We start from the raw sequence: 13413 nt of genomic DNA on the forward strand, positions 1-13413 counted from the left end.
CGCCGCCCAGCCGCAGCGACCCGAGAAGGAGCCTCCCGATGCCCCCGACGGCGAACGCGATGCCGACGTTCTCCTACACCGAGCGCGACCTCGCCCGCTTCCGCGAGACCCAGCAACTCGCCTACCGCTGCGCCGAACAGGTCGCCGCCTGGATCGAACCGGGCGTCACCGAGCGGCAGGCCACCGCCGAACTGCGCCGCCGCCTGGTCGCCGCCGGAGTGCAGGACTTCTTCCACGTCCCCTTCGCCTGGTTCGGCGACCGGACGGCCTTCCGGCACTTCCACACCCCGCTGCAGTTCTTCGCCGGCAACCGCAAGCTGGAGGAGGGCATGCCGTACGTGCTGGACTGCGCGCCCGTCGTGGACGGCTACACCGCCGACATCGGTTACGGCGGCAAGGTCGGCGAGAACAAGGTCTGGGACCGTCTGGCCGTCGACCTCAAGGTCTACCGCGAGCTGATCCTCGCCGAGGTGCGGGCCCGCAAGCCGCTCAACGAGGTGTACGCGGCCGTGGACGCGCAGATCGCCGCGCACGGCTACGACAACCGCCACCAGGTCTACCCGGGCCGGGTGATCGGCCACCAGGTCACCCGCACCATCGTGCGCGGCCCGGCCGGGGTGAACGTCCTCGGGTTCGGCGTGCGCACCCTGCAGACCCTCGGCCGCGAACTCATCTCCGAGCGCCTGCACGGCCGTTCGCCACTGTGGGCGGACGGCCGCTCCTCCCGGCACGCGCCCACCCCGGGCCTGTGGGCGGTCGAGCCGCACATCGGATTCCGTGGCGTGGGCATCAAGTTCGAGGAACTGCTGGTGGTCACCGAGGACGACGCCTACTGGCTCGACGACGACCTCCCACACGTCCGCCGCTGGACCGCCACCGACGAGTCGGCCGACGCCGACCGGGTCGACGCCCAGCCGACCGACGACGATCCGACCGCCCTGGAGGCCACCCGATGACGACCCCGATCCGCCGCCGGACCGTCCACTCCGGCGGCCTCCCGCTCGCCGTCTTCGAGCAGGGCGACCCGAGCGCCCCCACCGTCCTCCTGGTGCACGGCTACCCGGACACCCACGCCGTCTGGGACGACATCGCCGCCGACCTCGCCCGCGACCACCACGTGGTCCGCTACGACGTGCGCGGCGCCGGCGAGTCGGGCGTCCCCGCGAACCGGGGCGGCTACCGCCTGGAGCAGCTCGCCGACGACCTGTTCGCCGTTGCCGACGCCGTCAGCCCGGAGCGTCCGGTCCACGTCGTCGCCCACGACTGGGGTTCGATCCAGTCCTGGGAGGCCGTCACCGCCCCCGGCGCCGAGCGCCGGATCGCCTCGTACACCACCATGTCCGGCCCCTGCCTGGACCACCTGGGCTACTGGCTGCGCCACCGGCTGCGCCGCCCCACCCCGCGCCACCTTGGGCAGTTGCTCCACCAGGGCCTGCACTCCTGGTACATCACCGCTTTCCACCTGCCCTTCCTCGCCCCCGCCGTCTGGCGCCTCGGACTGGCCCGGGCCTGGCCGCGGGTGCTGCGCGACCTGGAGCACGTCTCCCCGCGCGCGGACCACCCGAAGCCGAGCCTGCGCCGTGACGCGGTCCGCGGCATCGAGCTGTACCGCGCCAATTTCCGCTCCACGATGGGCAATCCGCGTGAGCGGTCGACCGAGGTGCCGGTCCAGCTGATCACCCTCACCCGGGACCGCTACGCCGGCACCTACCTCTCCGACGGCCTGGAGCGCTGGGTGCCCGAACTGACCCGACGCACGCTGCACGCCGGCCACTGGGCGGCGCTGCTGGAGAAGGGAGCCACCGTGGCCGGCATGGTCCGCGAGTTCACCGCCCGCATCGAGACCGGGAGCGCGGGCGACACCCGAACCGCCGAGGGCGACGGCCGATTGGTGGTCGTCACCGGCGGCGGCAGCGGCATCGGACGGGCCACCGCGCTCGCCTTCGCCGAGGACGGCGCCCGGGTGGTGGTCTGCGACCTCGACCTCGCGGCCGCCGAGCGCACCGCCGAACTCGCCTCGCTGATCGGCCCGACGGCGCACGCCTACCGGGTGGACGTCGCCGACGGTGCCGCGATGGACGCCTTCGCGCAGACCGTCGCCGCCGAGCACGGGGTGCCCGACGTGATGGTCAACAACGCGGGCATCGGCCACTCCGGAACCTTCCTGCAGACCACCGAGAAGGAGTGGCGGCGGGTCCTGGACGTCAACCTCTGGGGCGTCATCCACGGCTGCCGCGCCTTCGGCACCCTGATGGCCGACCGCGGCCAGGGCGGCCACATCGTCAACGTCTCCTCGGCCGCCGCCTACCTGCCGGCCAAGGCGCTCACCGCCTACGCCACCAGCAAGGCCGCGGTGTTCATGCTCTCCGACTGCCTGCGCGCGGAGTTCGTCGGCCACGGCATCGGCGTCTCCACCATCTGCCCCGGCATCGTCAACACCAACATCACCCGCACCTCCACCTTCTCCGCCACCACCGCGGCCGAGCAAGCCGCCAAGCAGGCCCGGGCCGCCAGGCTCTACGCCCGCCGCGGCTTCCCGCCGGAGAAGGTCGCCGGGGCCATCGTCACCGCCGTGCGTACCGGCAAGCCCGTCGTCCCGGTCACCCCCGAGGCCAAGGTCGCCCGCCTGCTCTCCCGGCTCAGCCCCGGCCTGCTGCGCCTGGCCGCCCGTCTGAAGGTGATCTGAAACGGCGCTGGGGCCCCTGCCGCCGCAGGGACCCCAGCAGTCCCAGCGGTCCTGGCAGCCCCGGTGACATCAGGAGTTGCAGCTTCCTGCCAATCCTTTCGGACCCGGCGACCGGCCACCCTAGGCTTACCGGCAGGTAACTCACGAGGGGAAGACAGGGACTGTGAAGAAGCGTCTGGTTTCGGTAGCGCTCGGTGCGGCCGGTCTGCTCATGGCGATGGCCCCGGGGGCCGTCGCGGCACCCGCCGCCGATGCGTCGAGCGCCCAAACCTGCGACGGTGTGACGCTCACCGGCTCGCTGCCGGTCCCGCCCGCGGGCATGTCGGTCCAGCAGACGGTGACGATCGGTGCGGACTGCAAGCCGCAGGAGGGCCCGGTGACGTACGTCCCGGCCGCCGCCACGACCGCCCGCACCGCCTCCGCCAAGGCCCTGGCGGCGGACACCACCGCCACCGGCCACCGCCGGATCACCAGCGCGAACGAGATGTACGACTGCTGCAACATCCGGATGACCGGTCTGTACACCACCTCGGACTGGAACACCGCCGACGGCCAGATCACCACCGCGGCCACCACCGTGACCCAGGGCTTCAACCGCGAGCCGTGGAACGCCGGCTGGTCGGTGGCCTCCGCCACCAACAGCGACGACTGCACCACCGGCTGCGCCGTGGTCAACTCCCAGGCCCACGCGGACTTCTCCTACAAGGGGATCTTCGACGTCACCGGCAATTGGTACGACAACACCCACCACACGTACCTGACCCTCAACCCCGACCTCACCTACTCCTGCACCTTCGACGTGCAGCTGCGCCACACCTTCGTCGGCTGGAACTGGCAGCGCGGCTGCCAGGTGCAGTAGTCCCGGCACCCCCCGATCCCAGCGGTCCGCGGCGGCAGGCCCAGCCGACCGCGACGGCGCCGGGCCGACGGACCCCGGAAACGGTCCGCCGGCCCCGCCGTCCCGCTGACCCCGAAGGCCTCCCGGCGCCGCTCCCCGAGCGGCACCGGGAGGCCTTCCGCCGTCCGCTCCCACCGGCCGTGGTCATCCGCCGCACGGGCCTGCCTTACGATCGAGGTCCATGGAGATGACAACCGCTCTGTGGTCCTTCGCCCTCGTCGTGGGCCTGCTCACGCTCACGCCCGGCCTCGACACCGCGCTGATCCTGCGCACCTCCGCGCTGGGCCGGCGGCGGCAGGCCTGGGGGGTCGTGCTCGGCATCCAGACCGGCACGCTGATCTGGGGGACGCTGACCTCGGCAGGGGTGACGGCGCTGCTCACCGCCTCCCAGGTGGCGTACGAGGTCCTGCGCTGGGCGGGTGCCGCCTACCTGGCGCGGATGGGCATCGGAATGCTGCGCAGCCGGGGCGGCGAGGCGGCGGCCGAGGAGGAGCCCACCGGGGGCGGCTTCGGTCACGGCTGGCGGCGGGGCACCCTGACCAACCTGCTGAACCCCAAGGTCGGGGTCTTCTACGTGGCCGTGCTGCCGCAGTTCATCCCCGCCGGAGTCTCACACTTCGCCGCCGGCGTGGCGCTCACCTGCGTCCACGTCGTGGAGGGCGTGCTCTGGTCGACCGTCCTGGTCGGCTTCGCCCAGGTGCTGCGCGGCTGGCTGCGCCGCCCGGTCGCCCGGCGCGTGATGGACCGGGTGACCGGCGCGGTGGTGGTGGGCTTCGGCGTGAAGCTGGCGCTCGCCGACTGACGCGAAGCGGGGCTCGGACGGCAGCGAGGCCTCGTCCGGGACGTCGACGACGGGGACCGGGTCCGTACTTCCAGCGTCCCGCCGCCCGCGGGGGCCGTCACGCGGCGTGCGGCGAACTGCTCGCGGCCGCATCCTCCGAAGACGCGGCGGCCACGTCGTGGTGGATCGGTCCGTCCCCGGCGCTCAGCGGCAGGCAGCTGCCGCCGCGCCGGTGGGCGATGATCTCGGCGGCGACCGAGACCGCCGTCTCCTCCGGGGTGCGGGAGCCCAGGTCGAGGCCGATGGGGGAGCGCAGCCGGGCGAGCTCGGCGTCCGTCAGCCCGGCCTCGCGCAGCTTGGCCTCCCGGTCGCGGTGGGTGCGGCGCGAGCCCATCGCGCCGACGTAGCCGACCGGCAGCCGCAGGGCGCGTTCCAGCAGCGGGATGTCGAACTTGGCGTCGTGGGTGAGCACGCACAGCACGGTGCGCCCGTCGATCCGGCCGAGCTGGGAGTCCAGGTAGCGGTGCGGCCAGTCGACCACCACCTCGTCCGCGTCCGGGAAGCGACGGGCGGTGGCGAAGACCGGCCGGGCGTCGCAGACCGTGACGTGGTAGCCGAGGAACCTGCCGATCCGCACCACGGCGGCGGCGAAGTCGATCGCGCCGAAGACCACCATCCGGGGCGCGGGCACGTAGGACTCCACGAAGCAGGTGACCGTGCCCTGCTCCTGCTCGTCGCAGGGCCGCCCGTCCAGGCCGAGCACGACCCGACCGGTCCGCCCGGCGTCCAGCATCGCCCGGGCCTCGGCGATGAGCGCCCGCTCCAGCGAGCCGACGGTGGACGGCCCCACCGAGAGCGCGCCGGAGGCGCCGTCGGCGGTGACCGCGAGGGTAGCGCCGAGCAGTCCGGCCGGTCCGGCGATCACCCGGGCGAGTGCGACCGGGGTCCCGGCGGCGATGCACCCGAGGCCCGCGTCCATCCCGGGGTCCGCCCCCGGCACGACCGGCTGGACGAACACGTCGAGGATCCCGCCGCAGGTCAGCCCGACCGCGAAGGCGTCCTCGTCGCTGTATCCGAAGCGCTCCAGTACCGGCTCGCCAGTCTCGATGGCGGCCTGGCACAGCTCGTACACCGCGCCCTCGACGCACCCGCCGGAGACGCTGCCGACCGCCTCCCCGGCCGCATCCACGGCCAGGGCCGCCCCCGGGTCGCGCGGGGCGCTGCCGGAGACGCCGACGACGGTGGCCACGGCGAAGGAGCGCCCGGACGCGTGCCAGGCCTGCAACTGCTCGGCGATGTCCTGCATGTCGGAGGCTCCTTACACGGTTTCGACAGTAGCGGGAGAGCCGCCGTACGGGAAACGATCCCGTACGGCGGCGGTGGTGCATGACGAACGGCGCCTAGTGCACGCCCAGCCAGGACTTGATCGGAGTGAGCGCGAAGTACAGCACGAAGACCGCGGTGAGGACCCACATCGGCAGCCCGGGCTCGCGCCACTTGCCCTGGCCGGCCTTGAGGACCGAGTACGAGATCACGCCGGCCGCGACGCCCGCGGTGATGCTGTACGTGAACGGCATCAGCACGCAGGTCAGGAAGGCCGGGATGGCGACCTCGCGGTCGGACCAGTCGATGTGCCGGGCCTGGCTCATCATCATCGAGCCGATCACCACCAGGGCGGCGGAGGCGACCTCGACCGGGACGATGCCGGCCAGCGGCGAGAAGAACAGCATCAGGGCGAACAGCCCGCCGGTGACGGTGGAGGAGAGGCCGGTCCGGGCGCCGTCGCCGACACCGGTCGCGGACTCGACGAAGACCGTCTGGCCGGACGCGCCCGCCAGGCCGCCGACCGCGCCGCCGGCGCCGTCGATGAACAGCGCCTTGGACAGGCCGGGCATCCGGCCCTGCTCGTCCGCCAGCCCGGCCTCGGTGCCGACGCCGATGATGGTGGCCATCGCGTCGAAGAAGCCGGCCAGCACCAGGGTGAACACCGCGACCGAGGCGCTGATCGCGCCCATGCCGTGGCCGCCGAAGGCGCCGAACAGGTCGACGTGGCCGAACAGGCTGAAGTCGGGCGCGGAGACCGGGCTGCCGGGCCACACCGGGACGGAGTTCTTCCAGACGGAGGCCGGCACGTGGGCGACCTTGTTGACGATCACCGCGAGCACGGTGCCGCCGGCGATGCCGATCAGGATAGCGCCGCGGATGCCGCGCGCCATCAGCACGAAGACGGACAGCAGGGTGACGCAGAAGATCAGCACCGGCCAGCCGGTCAGCTCGCCGGCCGGGCCGAGCGAGAGCGGGGTGGGGCCGCCGGTGTGCATGAACCCGGCCTTGTAGAGGCCGATGATCGTGACGAACAGGCCGATGCCGATGGTGATCGCGTGCTTGAGCGGCAGTGGGATGCCGTTCATGATCTTCTCGCGCAGGCCGGAGACCACCAGCAGCACGATCAGCAGGCCGTAGATCACGCACAGGCCCATGGCCTGTGACCAGGTGGTGTGGGGGACGACGAGCGCGGAGACCGCGCCGGAGACCGAGAGTCCGGCGGCCAGGGCCAGCGGCACGTTGCCGACCAGGCCCATCAGGATGGTGGTGACGGCGGCCGCGAGCGCGGTGGCGGTGGTCAGTGCGGTGTGGTCGAGCTTGACGCCGTTGACGTCCGCGCCGCTGAGGATCAGCGGGTTGAGCAGGATGATGTACGCCATCGCCATGAACGTGGTGAGGCCGCCGCGCAGTTCGTTGGCGAGGGTCGAGCCCCGGGCCGAGATCTTGAAGTACGCGTCCAGCGCGCCGTTCGGGCGTGGTGCCGGGGACGAGGGGCGGGTCTCGTCCCCGGTAGGTCTGTCTGCTTCGGTGGTGCCGGGCTCCGTGGGGATCCTGGTCATGTCCACTCCCAAGTGTCAAAGGGGGTTGGGGTGGGCGAGCCGACCTGACTGCCAGTCAGCGAAGTGGCGCAGGGGGACGGTGTCGACTCACTGTGGGGGCACTCGTCGGGCGAGTGCCAGCGGTGCAGTCGGGGGTGGTGCGCACCACTGCGGAACCCCGGCGTGGGCAGGGCAGCGGGTGGGGGAGGCCCCCGGGGCGGCGGGGAAGACGCGTCACCGCCCCGGGGAGGTTCGTCCTTCCGGAGCTTCCGGCGGTCGTACTCCCGGAGGTCGTACTCCCGGGATCAGCCCGGCTGTTCGGTGGTCAGGTGCTCGGGCCGGACCGGGATCCGGTTGAGCGCCAGGCCCGTGGCGTTGCGGATGGCCGCCACGATCGAGGGCGTCGCCGACACGGTCGGCGCCTCGCCGACGCCGCGCAGCCCGTACGGGGCGTGCGGGTCGGGAAGTTCGAGGACGTCCACCGGGATCGGCGGAGTGTCCAGGATGGTGGGGATCAGGTAGTCGGTGAAGGAGGCGTTGCGGACCTTGCCGTCCCGGACGATGATCTCCTCCATCACCGCGAGTCCGAGCGCCTGGGTGCAGCCGCCCTGGATCTGGCCGACCACGGAGAGCGGGTTGAGCGCCTTGCCGACGTCCTGGACGGCGGTCAGCTCGACCACCTTGACCAGACCCAGCTCCACGTCCACGTCCACCACCGCGCGGTTGGCGCAGAAGGTGTACTGGACGTGGCCGAAGCCCTGGCCGGTCTCCTTGTCGAAGGCCTGGGTGGGCCGGTGGTGGTGCTCGCGGGTGAGGTCGATGGCCTCGTCACCCAGCAGGTCCACCATGGGGACCAGCACGCCGGCGCTCTCCGAGACCACCTTGCCGCCGGCCAGCGTGATGTCCTTGTGGGTCCAGCCGTAACGGCGCCGGCCCTTCTCGATCAGCTCCCGCCGGACGGCCTCGGCGGCCAGCTTCACCGCGCCGCCGGTCATGTACGTCTGGCGCGAGGCGGAGGTCGAACCGGCCGACCCCACCTCGGTGTTGGCCGGGTGGATGGTCACCTGCTCGACGCCCAGCTCGGTGCGGGCGATCTGGGCGTGCACGGTGACGCCGCCCTGGCCGACCTCGGCCATCGCGGTGTGCACCATGGCGACCGGCTCGCCGCCGATCACCTCCAGGCGCACCCGGGCGGTGGAGTAGTCGTCGAAGCCCTCGGAGAAGCCGACGTTCTTGATGCCGACCGAGTAGCCGACGCCGCGCACGATGCCCTCGCCGTGCGAGGTGTTGGACAGTGCGCCGGGCAGCGCGCGCACGTCCAGGTGCTCGGTGTCCAGCGGCGGCGGCAGCGGCATGTCCTTGGCGCGCTGCAGCAGTTCGGCCACCGGCGCGGGCGAGTCGATCTGCTGGCCGGTGGGCATGAAGTCGCCCTCCGACATCGCGTTCAGCTGCCGCAACTCCACCGGGTCCATGCCGAGTTCGGCCGCCAGCTTGTCCATCTGCGACTCGTAGCCGAACGCCGCCTGCACCGCGCCGAAGCCGCGCATCGCCCCGCAGGACGGGTTGTTGCTGTAGAGCGCGATGGCGTGCATCCCGACGTTCGGGATCACGTACGGGCCGTGCCCGAGCGAGGCCGCGTTGCCGACCACGGCGGGGGAGGCGGAGGCGTACGCGCCGCCGTCCAGCACGATCCGGCAGTCGGCGAAGACCAGCTTGCCGTCCCGGGTGGCGCCGTGCTCGTAGTGCATCCGCGCCGGGTGGCGGTGGACGTGGCCGTAGAAGGACTCGTCCCGGGAGTAGACGATCTTGACCGGCTTGTTGGTGTGCAGGGCCAGCAGGCAGGCGTGGATCTGCATGGAGATGTCCTCGCGGCCGCCGAAGGCGCCGCCGACACCGGCCAGGGTGAGCCGGACCTTCTCCTCGGGCAGGTCCAGCACCGGGGCCATCTGCTCGCGGTCCACGTGCAGCCACTGGGTGGCGATGTACAGGTCGATGCCGCCGTCCTCGGCGGGCACCGCCAGGCCGGACTCCGGGCCGAGGAAGGCCTGGTCCTGCATGCCGACCTCGTAGTCGCCGCTGACGATGACGTCCGCCATCGCCCGCACCTCGTCGGTCACGCCGAGGCCGGAGACCAGCTTCTGCTCGTGGCAGATGTTGCCGTACGCGTGTGACTTGTACTCGTGCGGCTCGTGCACGTACCCGTGGGTCTCCGGGTCCAGGCACTGCTCCTCGGTGACGATCGGGGTGAGCACCTCGTACTCGACCTTGATCTTCTTCACCGCGCGCCGGGCCGTCTCCGGGTGGTCGGCCGCGACCAGCGCGATCGCCTCACCGTGGTAGCGGACCTTGTCGATCGCCAGGGCCGGCTGGTCCTGGATCTCCAGGCCGTAGTACTTGGAGCCGGGGATGTCCTCGTGGGTCAGCACCGCGTAGACGCCGGGCACCCTGAGCGCCTCGGCGATGTCCACCGAGAGGATGTCGGCCCGGGGGTGCGGCGAGCGCAGCGCCATGCCCCAGAGCATGTCCTCGTGCCACATGTCGGACGAGTACGCGAACTCGCCCTTGACCTTCAGGTTGCCGTCCGGGCGCAGCGGCGAGCCGCCGATGCCGTCCTTGGAGGCCTGGTTGATGTTCTGCAGGTTCTTCTGGCCCTGGATGGTCCGCTCGGTCATTCCGAACCAGCCCCCTCACCGGCGCACTTGCGGGCGGAGGCGAGCCGCACCGCGTCCATGATCTTCTCGTAGCCGGTGCACCGGCACAGGTTGCCCGACAGCGCCTCGCGGATGTCGTTGTCGCTCGGCTGCGGTTCGTGATCCAGCAGCGCGTCGGTCTGCACCAGCAGACCCGGGGTGCAGAAGCCGCACTGGACGGCGCCGGCGTCGATGAACGCCTGCTGGACCAGGCCCAGCTCGCCGTTCTCCTCGGCCAGGCCCTCGACCGTGCGCACCTCGCGGTCCTGCACCTGACCGGCCGCGACCAGGCAGGAGCAGACCGGCACGCCGTCCAGGTAGACCGTGCACGAGCCGCACTCGCCCTGCTCACAGGCATTCTTCGAGCCCGGCAGGCCGACCCGCTCGCGCAGCACGTAGAGCAGGCTCTCGCCCTCCCACACGTCGTCGGCCTCGACCGGCTTGCCGTTGGCGGTGAACGTGACCCTCATGCCGCGCTCCTGATCTGCTTGCTGTAGTCGTTCCAACACCACGTGAGGGTGCGGCGGGCCATCACGGCCAGCGCGTGCCGCCGGTAGTCGGCGGTGCCCCGGACGTCGTCGATCGGGGAGGCGGCGGCCTTCACCAGCTCGCCGAAGCGCTGGATCACCTCGGTGCCCAGTAGCTCGCCGGACTCCCAGAGCCCGCGTTCGGCGAGCACACCCTGCAGGTACTCCTCGGCCTCGACGGCGCGGCGCGGCGTCGGGGCAGCCGAACCGATACCGGTGCCGACGGTTCCGTTCCTGGGGTGCAGGGCGAGGCCGAACGCGCAGACCGCGATCACCATCGCGTTGCGGGTGCCGATCTTCGAGAACTGCTGCGGGCCGTCCGCGACCGGGATGTGCACGGCCCGGATCAGCTCGTCCGCCTCCAGGCAGTTGCGCTTGACCCCGACGTAGAACTCGTCGATCGGGATCATCCGGGTGCCACGCACCGAGGCCGCCTCGACGTACACGTCCCGCCCGGCCGCCAGCAGCGCCGGGTGGGAGTCGCCGGCCGGGGAGGCCGCGCCCAGGTTGCCGCCGACGCCGCCGCGGTTGCGGATCTGCGGGGAGCCGACGGTGCGGGCCGCCAGCGCGAGCCCGGGCAGCGGCCCGGACAGCTCCGCGACGATCCGGGCGTACGGGACGGAGGCGCCGAGCCGGACGAGGCTGCCGTCGTTCGTCCATTCGGTGAGCTCGGTGACGCGGTTCAGGTCGAGAATCGCGGATGGCCGGTGCACGTCGAAGTTCAGCTCGACCATGACGTCCGTGCCACCCGCGATGGGCAGCGCGGTCGGGTACTCGGCCTTCGCCGCGAGAGCCTCGTCCCAGGTGGCGGGCCGAAGGAACTCCATGCGGTCTCCTCAAGTCTTCGCCGACCGGGTGTCCGGTGGCGTGTCGCCCAGTGAACCCCTGTGACGGGGGCCACTGGCAGTCACCGATGGCATGAAGCCCCGGCTGTGGTCCCGCCTGGCATCCTGTACGTTCCTCTAAGGAGGAGAATCCCGCAGCCCAGGTGTTCGCCGGGTGCTACCTACGACCGTAATCCGGCCGTGACGGGCGGGCTACGGCCCCGTGACCCGGCGGCCCCTGGTACGTAACACCGAGCACGGATGTTCGGGCACACTGTGACCCCCGGACCGGACGTCCGCCCCCTTCCCCCGTTCCAGCCCCCGTATGCCGCCAGTTCCAGCCCCCGTTTCCAGCCCCGTTAGGAGTCCGCGGATGCGTGTCCGTGACCTGCTCGCCCCCGGCGCCCCGCGACTGCGTCTGCTCGCGGCCGAGGAGGAGCTGGACCGGCAGGTCAGCGGTGTGATGACCACGGACCTGCACGACCCCGGCCGCTACCTGCACGGCGGCGAGCTGGTGCTCACCGGGATGCTCTGGCGCGGCGGCCCGGCCGACTCCGAGCGGTTCGTGCGGACCATCGCGGCCGGCGGCGCGGTCGCCCTGGCGGCCGGCGAGGCAGAGGTCGGCCCGGTGCCCGAGGACCTGGTCGAGGCTTGCCGCCGGCACCGGATGCCGCTGCTGGCCGTCCCCGACGACATCGCCTTCGGCACCGTCACCGAGTTCATCGGCCGTCAGGTCTCCGCCGACCGCGCCGCCGACCTCGCCGCCCTGGTCGACCGGCACCGGCTGCTGGTCTCGGCGGCCGGCGGCGGCGGGCTCGACGCCGTGCTGGACCTGCTCGGCGGCGACCTCGACCTGGACTGCTGGGTGCTCACTCCGACCGGCGCGGTGATCGCCGGCCCGGCCGACCGGCTCACCGCCGAGGACCGCGACCAGCTGGTCCGCGCCCACCTCGCCGCCCAGTGCCAGCGCCGCCGCCCCCCGCACCGGGCCCGACTGGCCGACGGCGCCTACTCGCTGCTGCCCGCCGCGGCCTCCGCCGAGCACGAGGCGCCGCGGGCCGCTTGTCCGCTGGCCGACTGGGTGCTCGTGGTGGCCGGCGACGTCACCGAGTGGACCACCAAGCGCCAGCAGCTCGCCGAGAACCTGGCCCGGTTGGTCGCCGCCGAACGCCACCGCCGGGACGAGGGCCGCCGGCTGCGCCGCCGCCTGGCCGACGAACTGCTCGCCCTGCTGCGCCGCGACGCCGACCCGGCCGAGATCAGCCGCACCCTGTACGCCTCCTCGGCGATGGCCGCCCGCTACGAGAGCCCCGAGCCCAAGTTTCAGGCCCAGGGCGACTCCTGGCTGGTGCTCAGCGCCGAGGGCACCGGCCTGCCCGAGGGCATGGTGCGGGCCGTCCTGGAGGAGGCGCTCGGCGGCACCACCGACCGCGCGCTGGTCGCCGGGTCGGGCAACGGTGCCGTGGTGGTGCTGCCCGCCCTGGACAGCCCGGTGCCCGCCGACACCCTGCGCGACCTGCTCGCCCCGCTGGAGGCCGGGCTCGGCTCGGAGGGCCGGATCACCCTCGGCGTCTCCGCCCCCGTCCCCGAGGCCGGCGGCCTGCGCGGCGCCCTGGAGGAGGCCAGGCACGCCCGCCGGATCGCCGCCGCCCGGGTCGGCCGGGTCTGCGTGGCCGGCCCCGAGGAGCTGGCCTCGCACGTGCTGCTGCTGGCCGCCGTCCCGGACGAGGTCCGCCGTGCCTTCCGCAGCCGGCTGCTGGACAAGGTGATCGCGTACGACATCGAGCACCAGGCGGACCTGGTGCGCACCCTGGAGGCCTTCCTGCGCTCGGACGGCTCCTGGACCCGCTGCGCCGGGCAGCTGCACGTCCACGTCAACACCCTGCGCTACCGGATCGGCCGGATCGAGGAGCTGACCGGGCGGGACCTCTCCCGGCTGGAGGACCGGGTGGACTTCTACCTGGCGCTCGAACTGGCCTGATCCACCGTCGCCTGTTCCCCGTCGCTCCCGGTCCCGTCAGGTTGCGTCCGGTCCCGTCCGGCGGCTGCCGGGGAAACGGCCGAGGGGCCGCCGCGAACGTTCGCGCTGAGCGGGGACGGACAGAAGCCCACATTCGCGAGGCGCTGGCCAACATCGGCGAGC

General features: G+C 72.6%; 10 protein-coding genes. 5 read left to right on the top strand and 5 right to left on the bottom strand.

The window, feature by feature from the left end; all coding sequences use genetic code 11:
• Positions 1 to 38 precede the first annotated feature (38 nt).
• The 4 genes from ACWC9T_RS23680 (at position 39) to ACWC9T_RS23695 (ending at position 4386) form a co-directional block, all read left to right on the top strand.
• A complete protein-coding gene (locus ACWC9T_RS23680) occupies positions 39 to 956 on the top strand; it encodes a M24 family metallopeptidase (RefSeq protein ID WP_449823042.1) in 918 nt (305 codons plus the stop codon).
• Positions 953 to 2686, top strand: coding sequence for an SDR family oxidoreductase (locus ACWC9T_RS23685; protein ID WP_449823043.1), 1734 nt, complete (start codon positions 953 to 955; stop codon positions 2684 to 2686). Before ACWC9T_RS23680 ends, ACWC9T_RS23685 begins: the two co-directional genes overlap by 4 nt.
• Positions 2687 to 2849: 163 nt before the next feature.
• Positions 2850 to 3545 carry a hypothetical protein gene (locus ACWC9T_RS23690; RefSeq protein WP_449823044.1) on the top strand — a complete coding sequence of 232 codons (696 nt, stop codon included), beginning with the start codon at positions 2850 to 2852 and terminating at the stop codon, positions 3543 to 3545.
• A gap of 220 nt (positions 3546 to 3765) precedes the next feature.
• Entirely contained in the window at positions 3766 to 4386 is a 621-nt protein-coding gene (locus tag ACWC9T_RS23695; RefSeq protein ID WP_449823045.1) for a LysE family translocator, read from the top strand.
• A gap of 97 nt (positions 4387 to 4483) precedes the next feature.
• Here the strand turns inward: ACWC9T_RS23695 and ACWC9T_RS23700 are convergent, their stop codons facing one another.
• The 5 genes from ACWC9T_RS23700 to ACWC9T_RS23720 form a co-directional block, all read right to left on the bottom strand.
• The gene (locus ACWC9T_RS23700) at positions 4484 to 5671 is read right to left on the bottom strand and encodes an XdhC family protein (protein WP_449823046.1); all 1188 of its coding nucleotides are present in this window, start codon (positions 5669 to 5671) and stop codon (positions 4484 to 4486) included.
• A gap of 94 nt (positions 5672 to 5765) precedes the next feature.
• A complete protein-coding gene (locus ACWC9T_RS23705) occupies positions 5766 to 7250 on the bottom strand; it encodes an NCS2 family permease (RefSeq protein ID WP_449823047.1) in 1485 nt (494 codons plus the stop codon).
• 284 nt (positions 7251 to 7534) lie between these two features.
• Complete coding sequence (gene pucD, locus ACWC9T_RS23710; protein ID WP_449823048.1) at positions 7535 to 9901, bottom strand: xanthine dehydrogenase subunit D; 2367 nt, start codon at positions 9899 to 9901, stop codon at positions 7535 to 7537.
• A complete protein-coding gene (locus tag ACWC9T_RS23715; protein ID WP_449823049.1) occupies positions 9898 to 10389 on the bottom strand; it encodes a (2Fe-2S)-binding protein in 492 nt (163 codons plus the stop codon). The genes pucD and ACWC9T_RS23715 overlap by 4 nt, the downstream gene beginning before the upstream one ends.
• Positions 10386 to 11273, bottom strand: a complete 888-nt coding sequence (locus tag ACWC9T_RS23720) for an FAD binding domain-containing protein (protein ID WP_449823050.1) — start codon at positions 11271 to 11273, stop codon at positions 10386 to 10388. The genes ACWC9T_RS23715 and ACWC9T_RS23720 overlap by 4 nt, the downstream gene beginning before the upstream one ends.
• Before the next feature lie 370 nt (positions 11274 to 11643).
• On the opposite strand from ACWC9T_RS23720, the gene ACWC9T_RS23725 reads away from it, so the two are divergent.
• Positions 11644 to 13251, top strand: coding sequence for a PucR family transcriptional regulator (locus ACWC9T_RS23725; RefSeq protein ID WP_449823051.1), 1608 nt, complete (start codon positions 11644 to 11646; stop codon positions 13249 to 13251).
• The last annotated feature ends 162 nt before the right edge of the window (positions 13252 to 13413 follow it).

Source organism: Kitasatospora sp. NPDC001159, from assembly GCF_053598235.1.

Bases quoted from the DNA above. Each gene is read 5' to 3' on its own strand.
- ACWC9T_RS23680 (WP_449823042.1), top strand. From the start codon at position 39: ATGCCCCCGACGGCGAACGCGATGCCGACGTTCTCCTACACCGAGCGC.
- ACWC9T_RS23685 (WP_449823043.1), top strand. From the start codon at position 953: ATGACGACCCCGATCCGCCGCCGGACCGTCCACTCCGGCGGCCTCCCG.
- ACWC9T_RS23695 (WP_449823045.1), top strand. From the start codon at position 3,766: ATGGAGATGACAACCGCTCTGTGGTCCTTCGCCCTCGTCGTGGGCCTG.
- ACWC9T_RS23700 (WP_449823046.1), bottom strand. From the start codon at position 5,671: ATGCAGGACATCGCCGAGCAGTTGCAGGCCTGGCACGCGTCCGGGCGC.
- ACWC9T_RS23705 (WP_449823047.1), bottom strand. From the start codon at position 7,250: ATGACCAGGATCCCCACGGAGCCCGGCACCACCGAAGCAGACAGACCT.
- pucD (WP_449823048.1), bottom strand. From the start codon at position 9,901: ATGACCGAGCGGACCATCCAGGGCCAGAAGAACCTGCAGAACATCAAC.
- ACWC9T_RS23715 (WP_449823049.1), bottom strand. From the start codon at position 10,389: ATGAGGGTCACGTTCACCGCCAACGGCAAGCCGGTCGAGGCCGACGAC.
- ACWC9T_RS23720 (WP_449823050.1), bottom strand. From the start codon at position 11,273: ATGGAGTTCCTTCGGCCCGCCACCTGGGACGAGGCTCTCGCGGCGAAG.
- ACWC9T_RS23725 (WP_449823051.1), top strand. From the start codon at position 11,644: ATGCGTGTCCGTGACCTGCTCGCCCCCGGCGCCCCGCGACTGCGTCTG.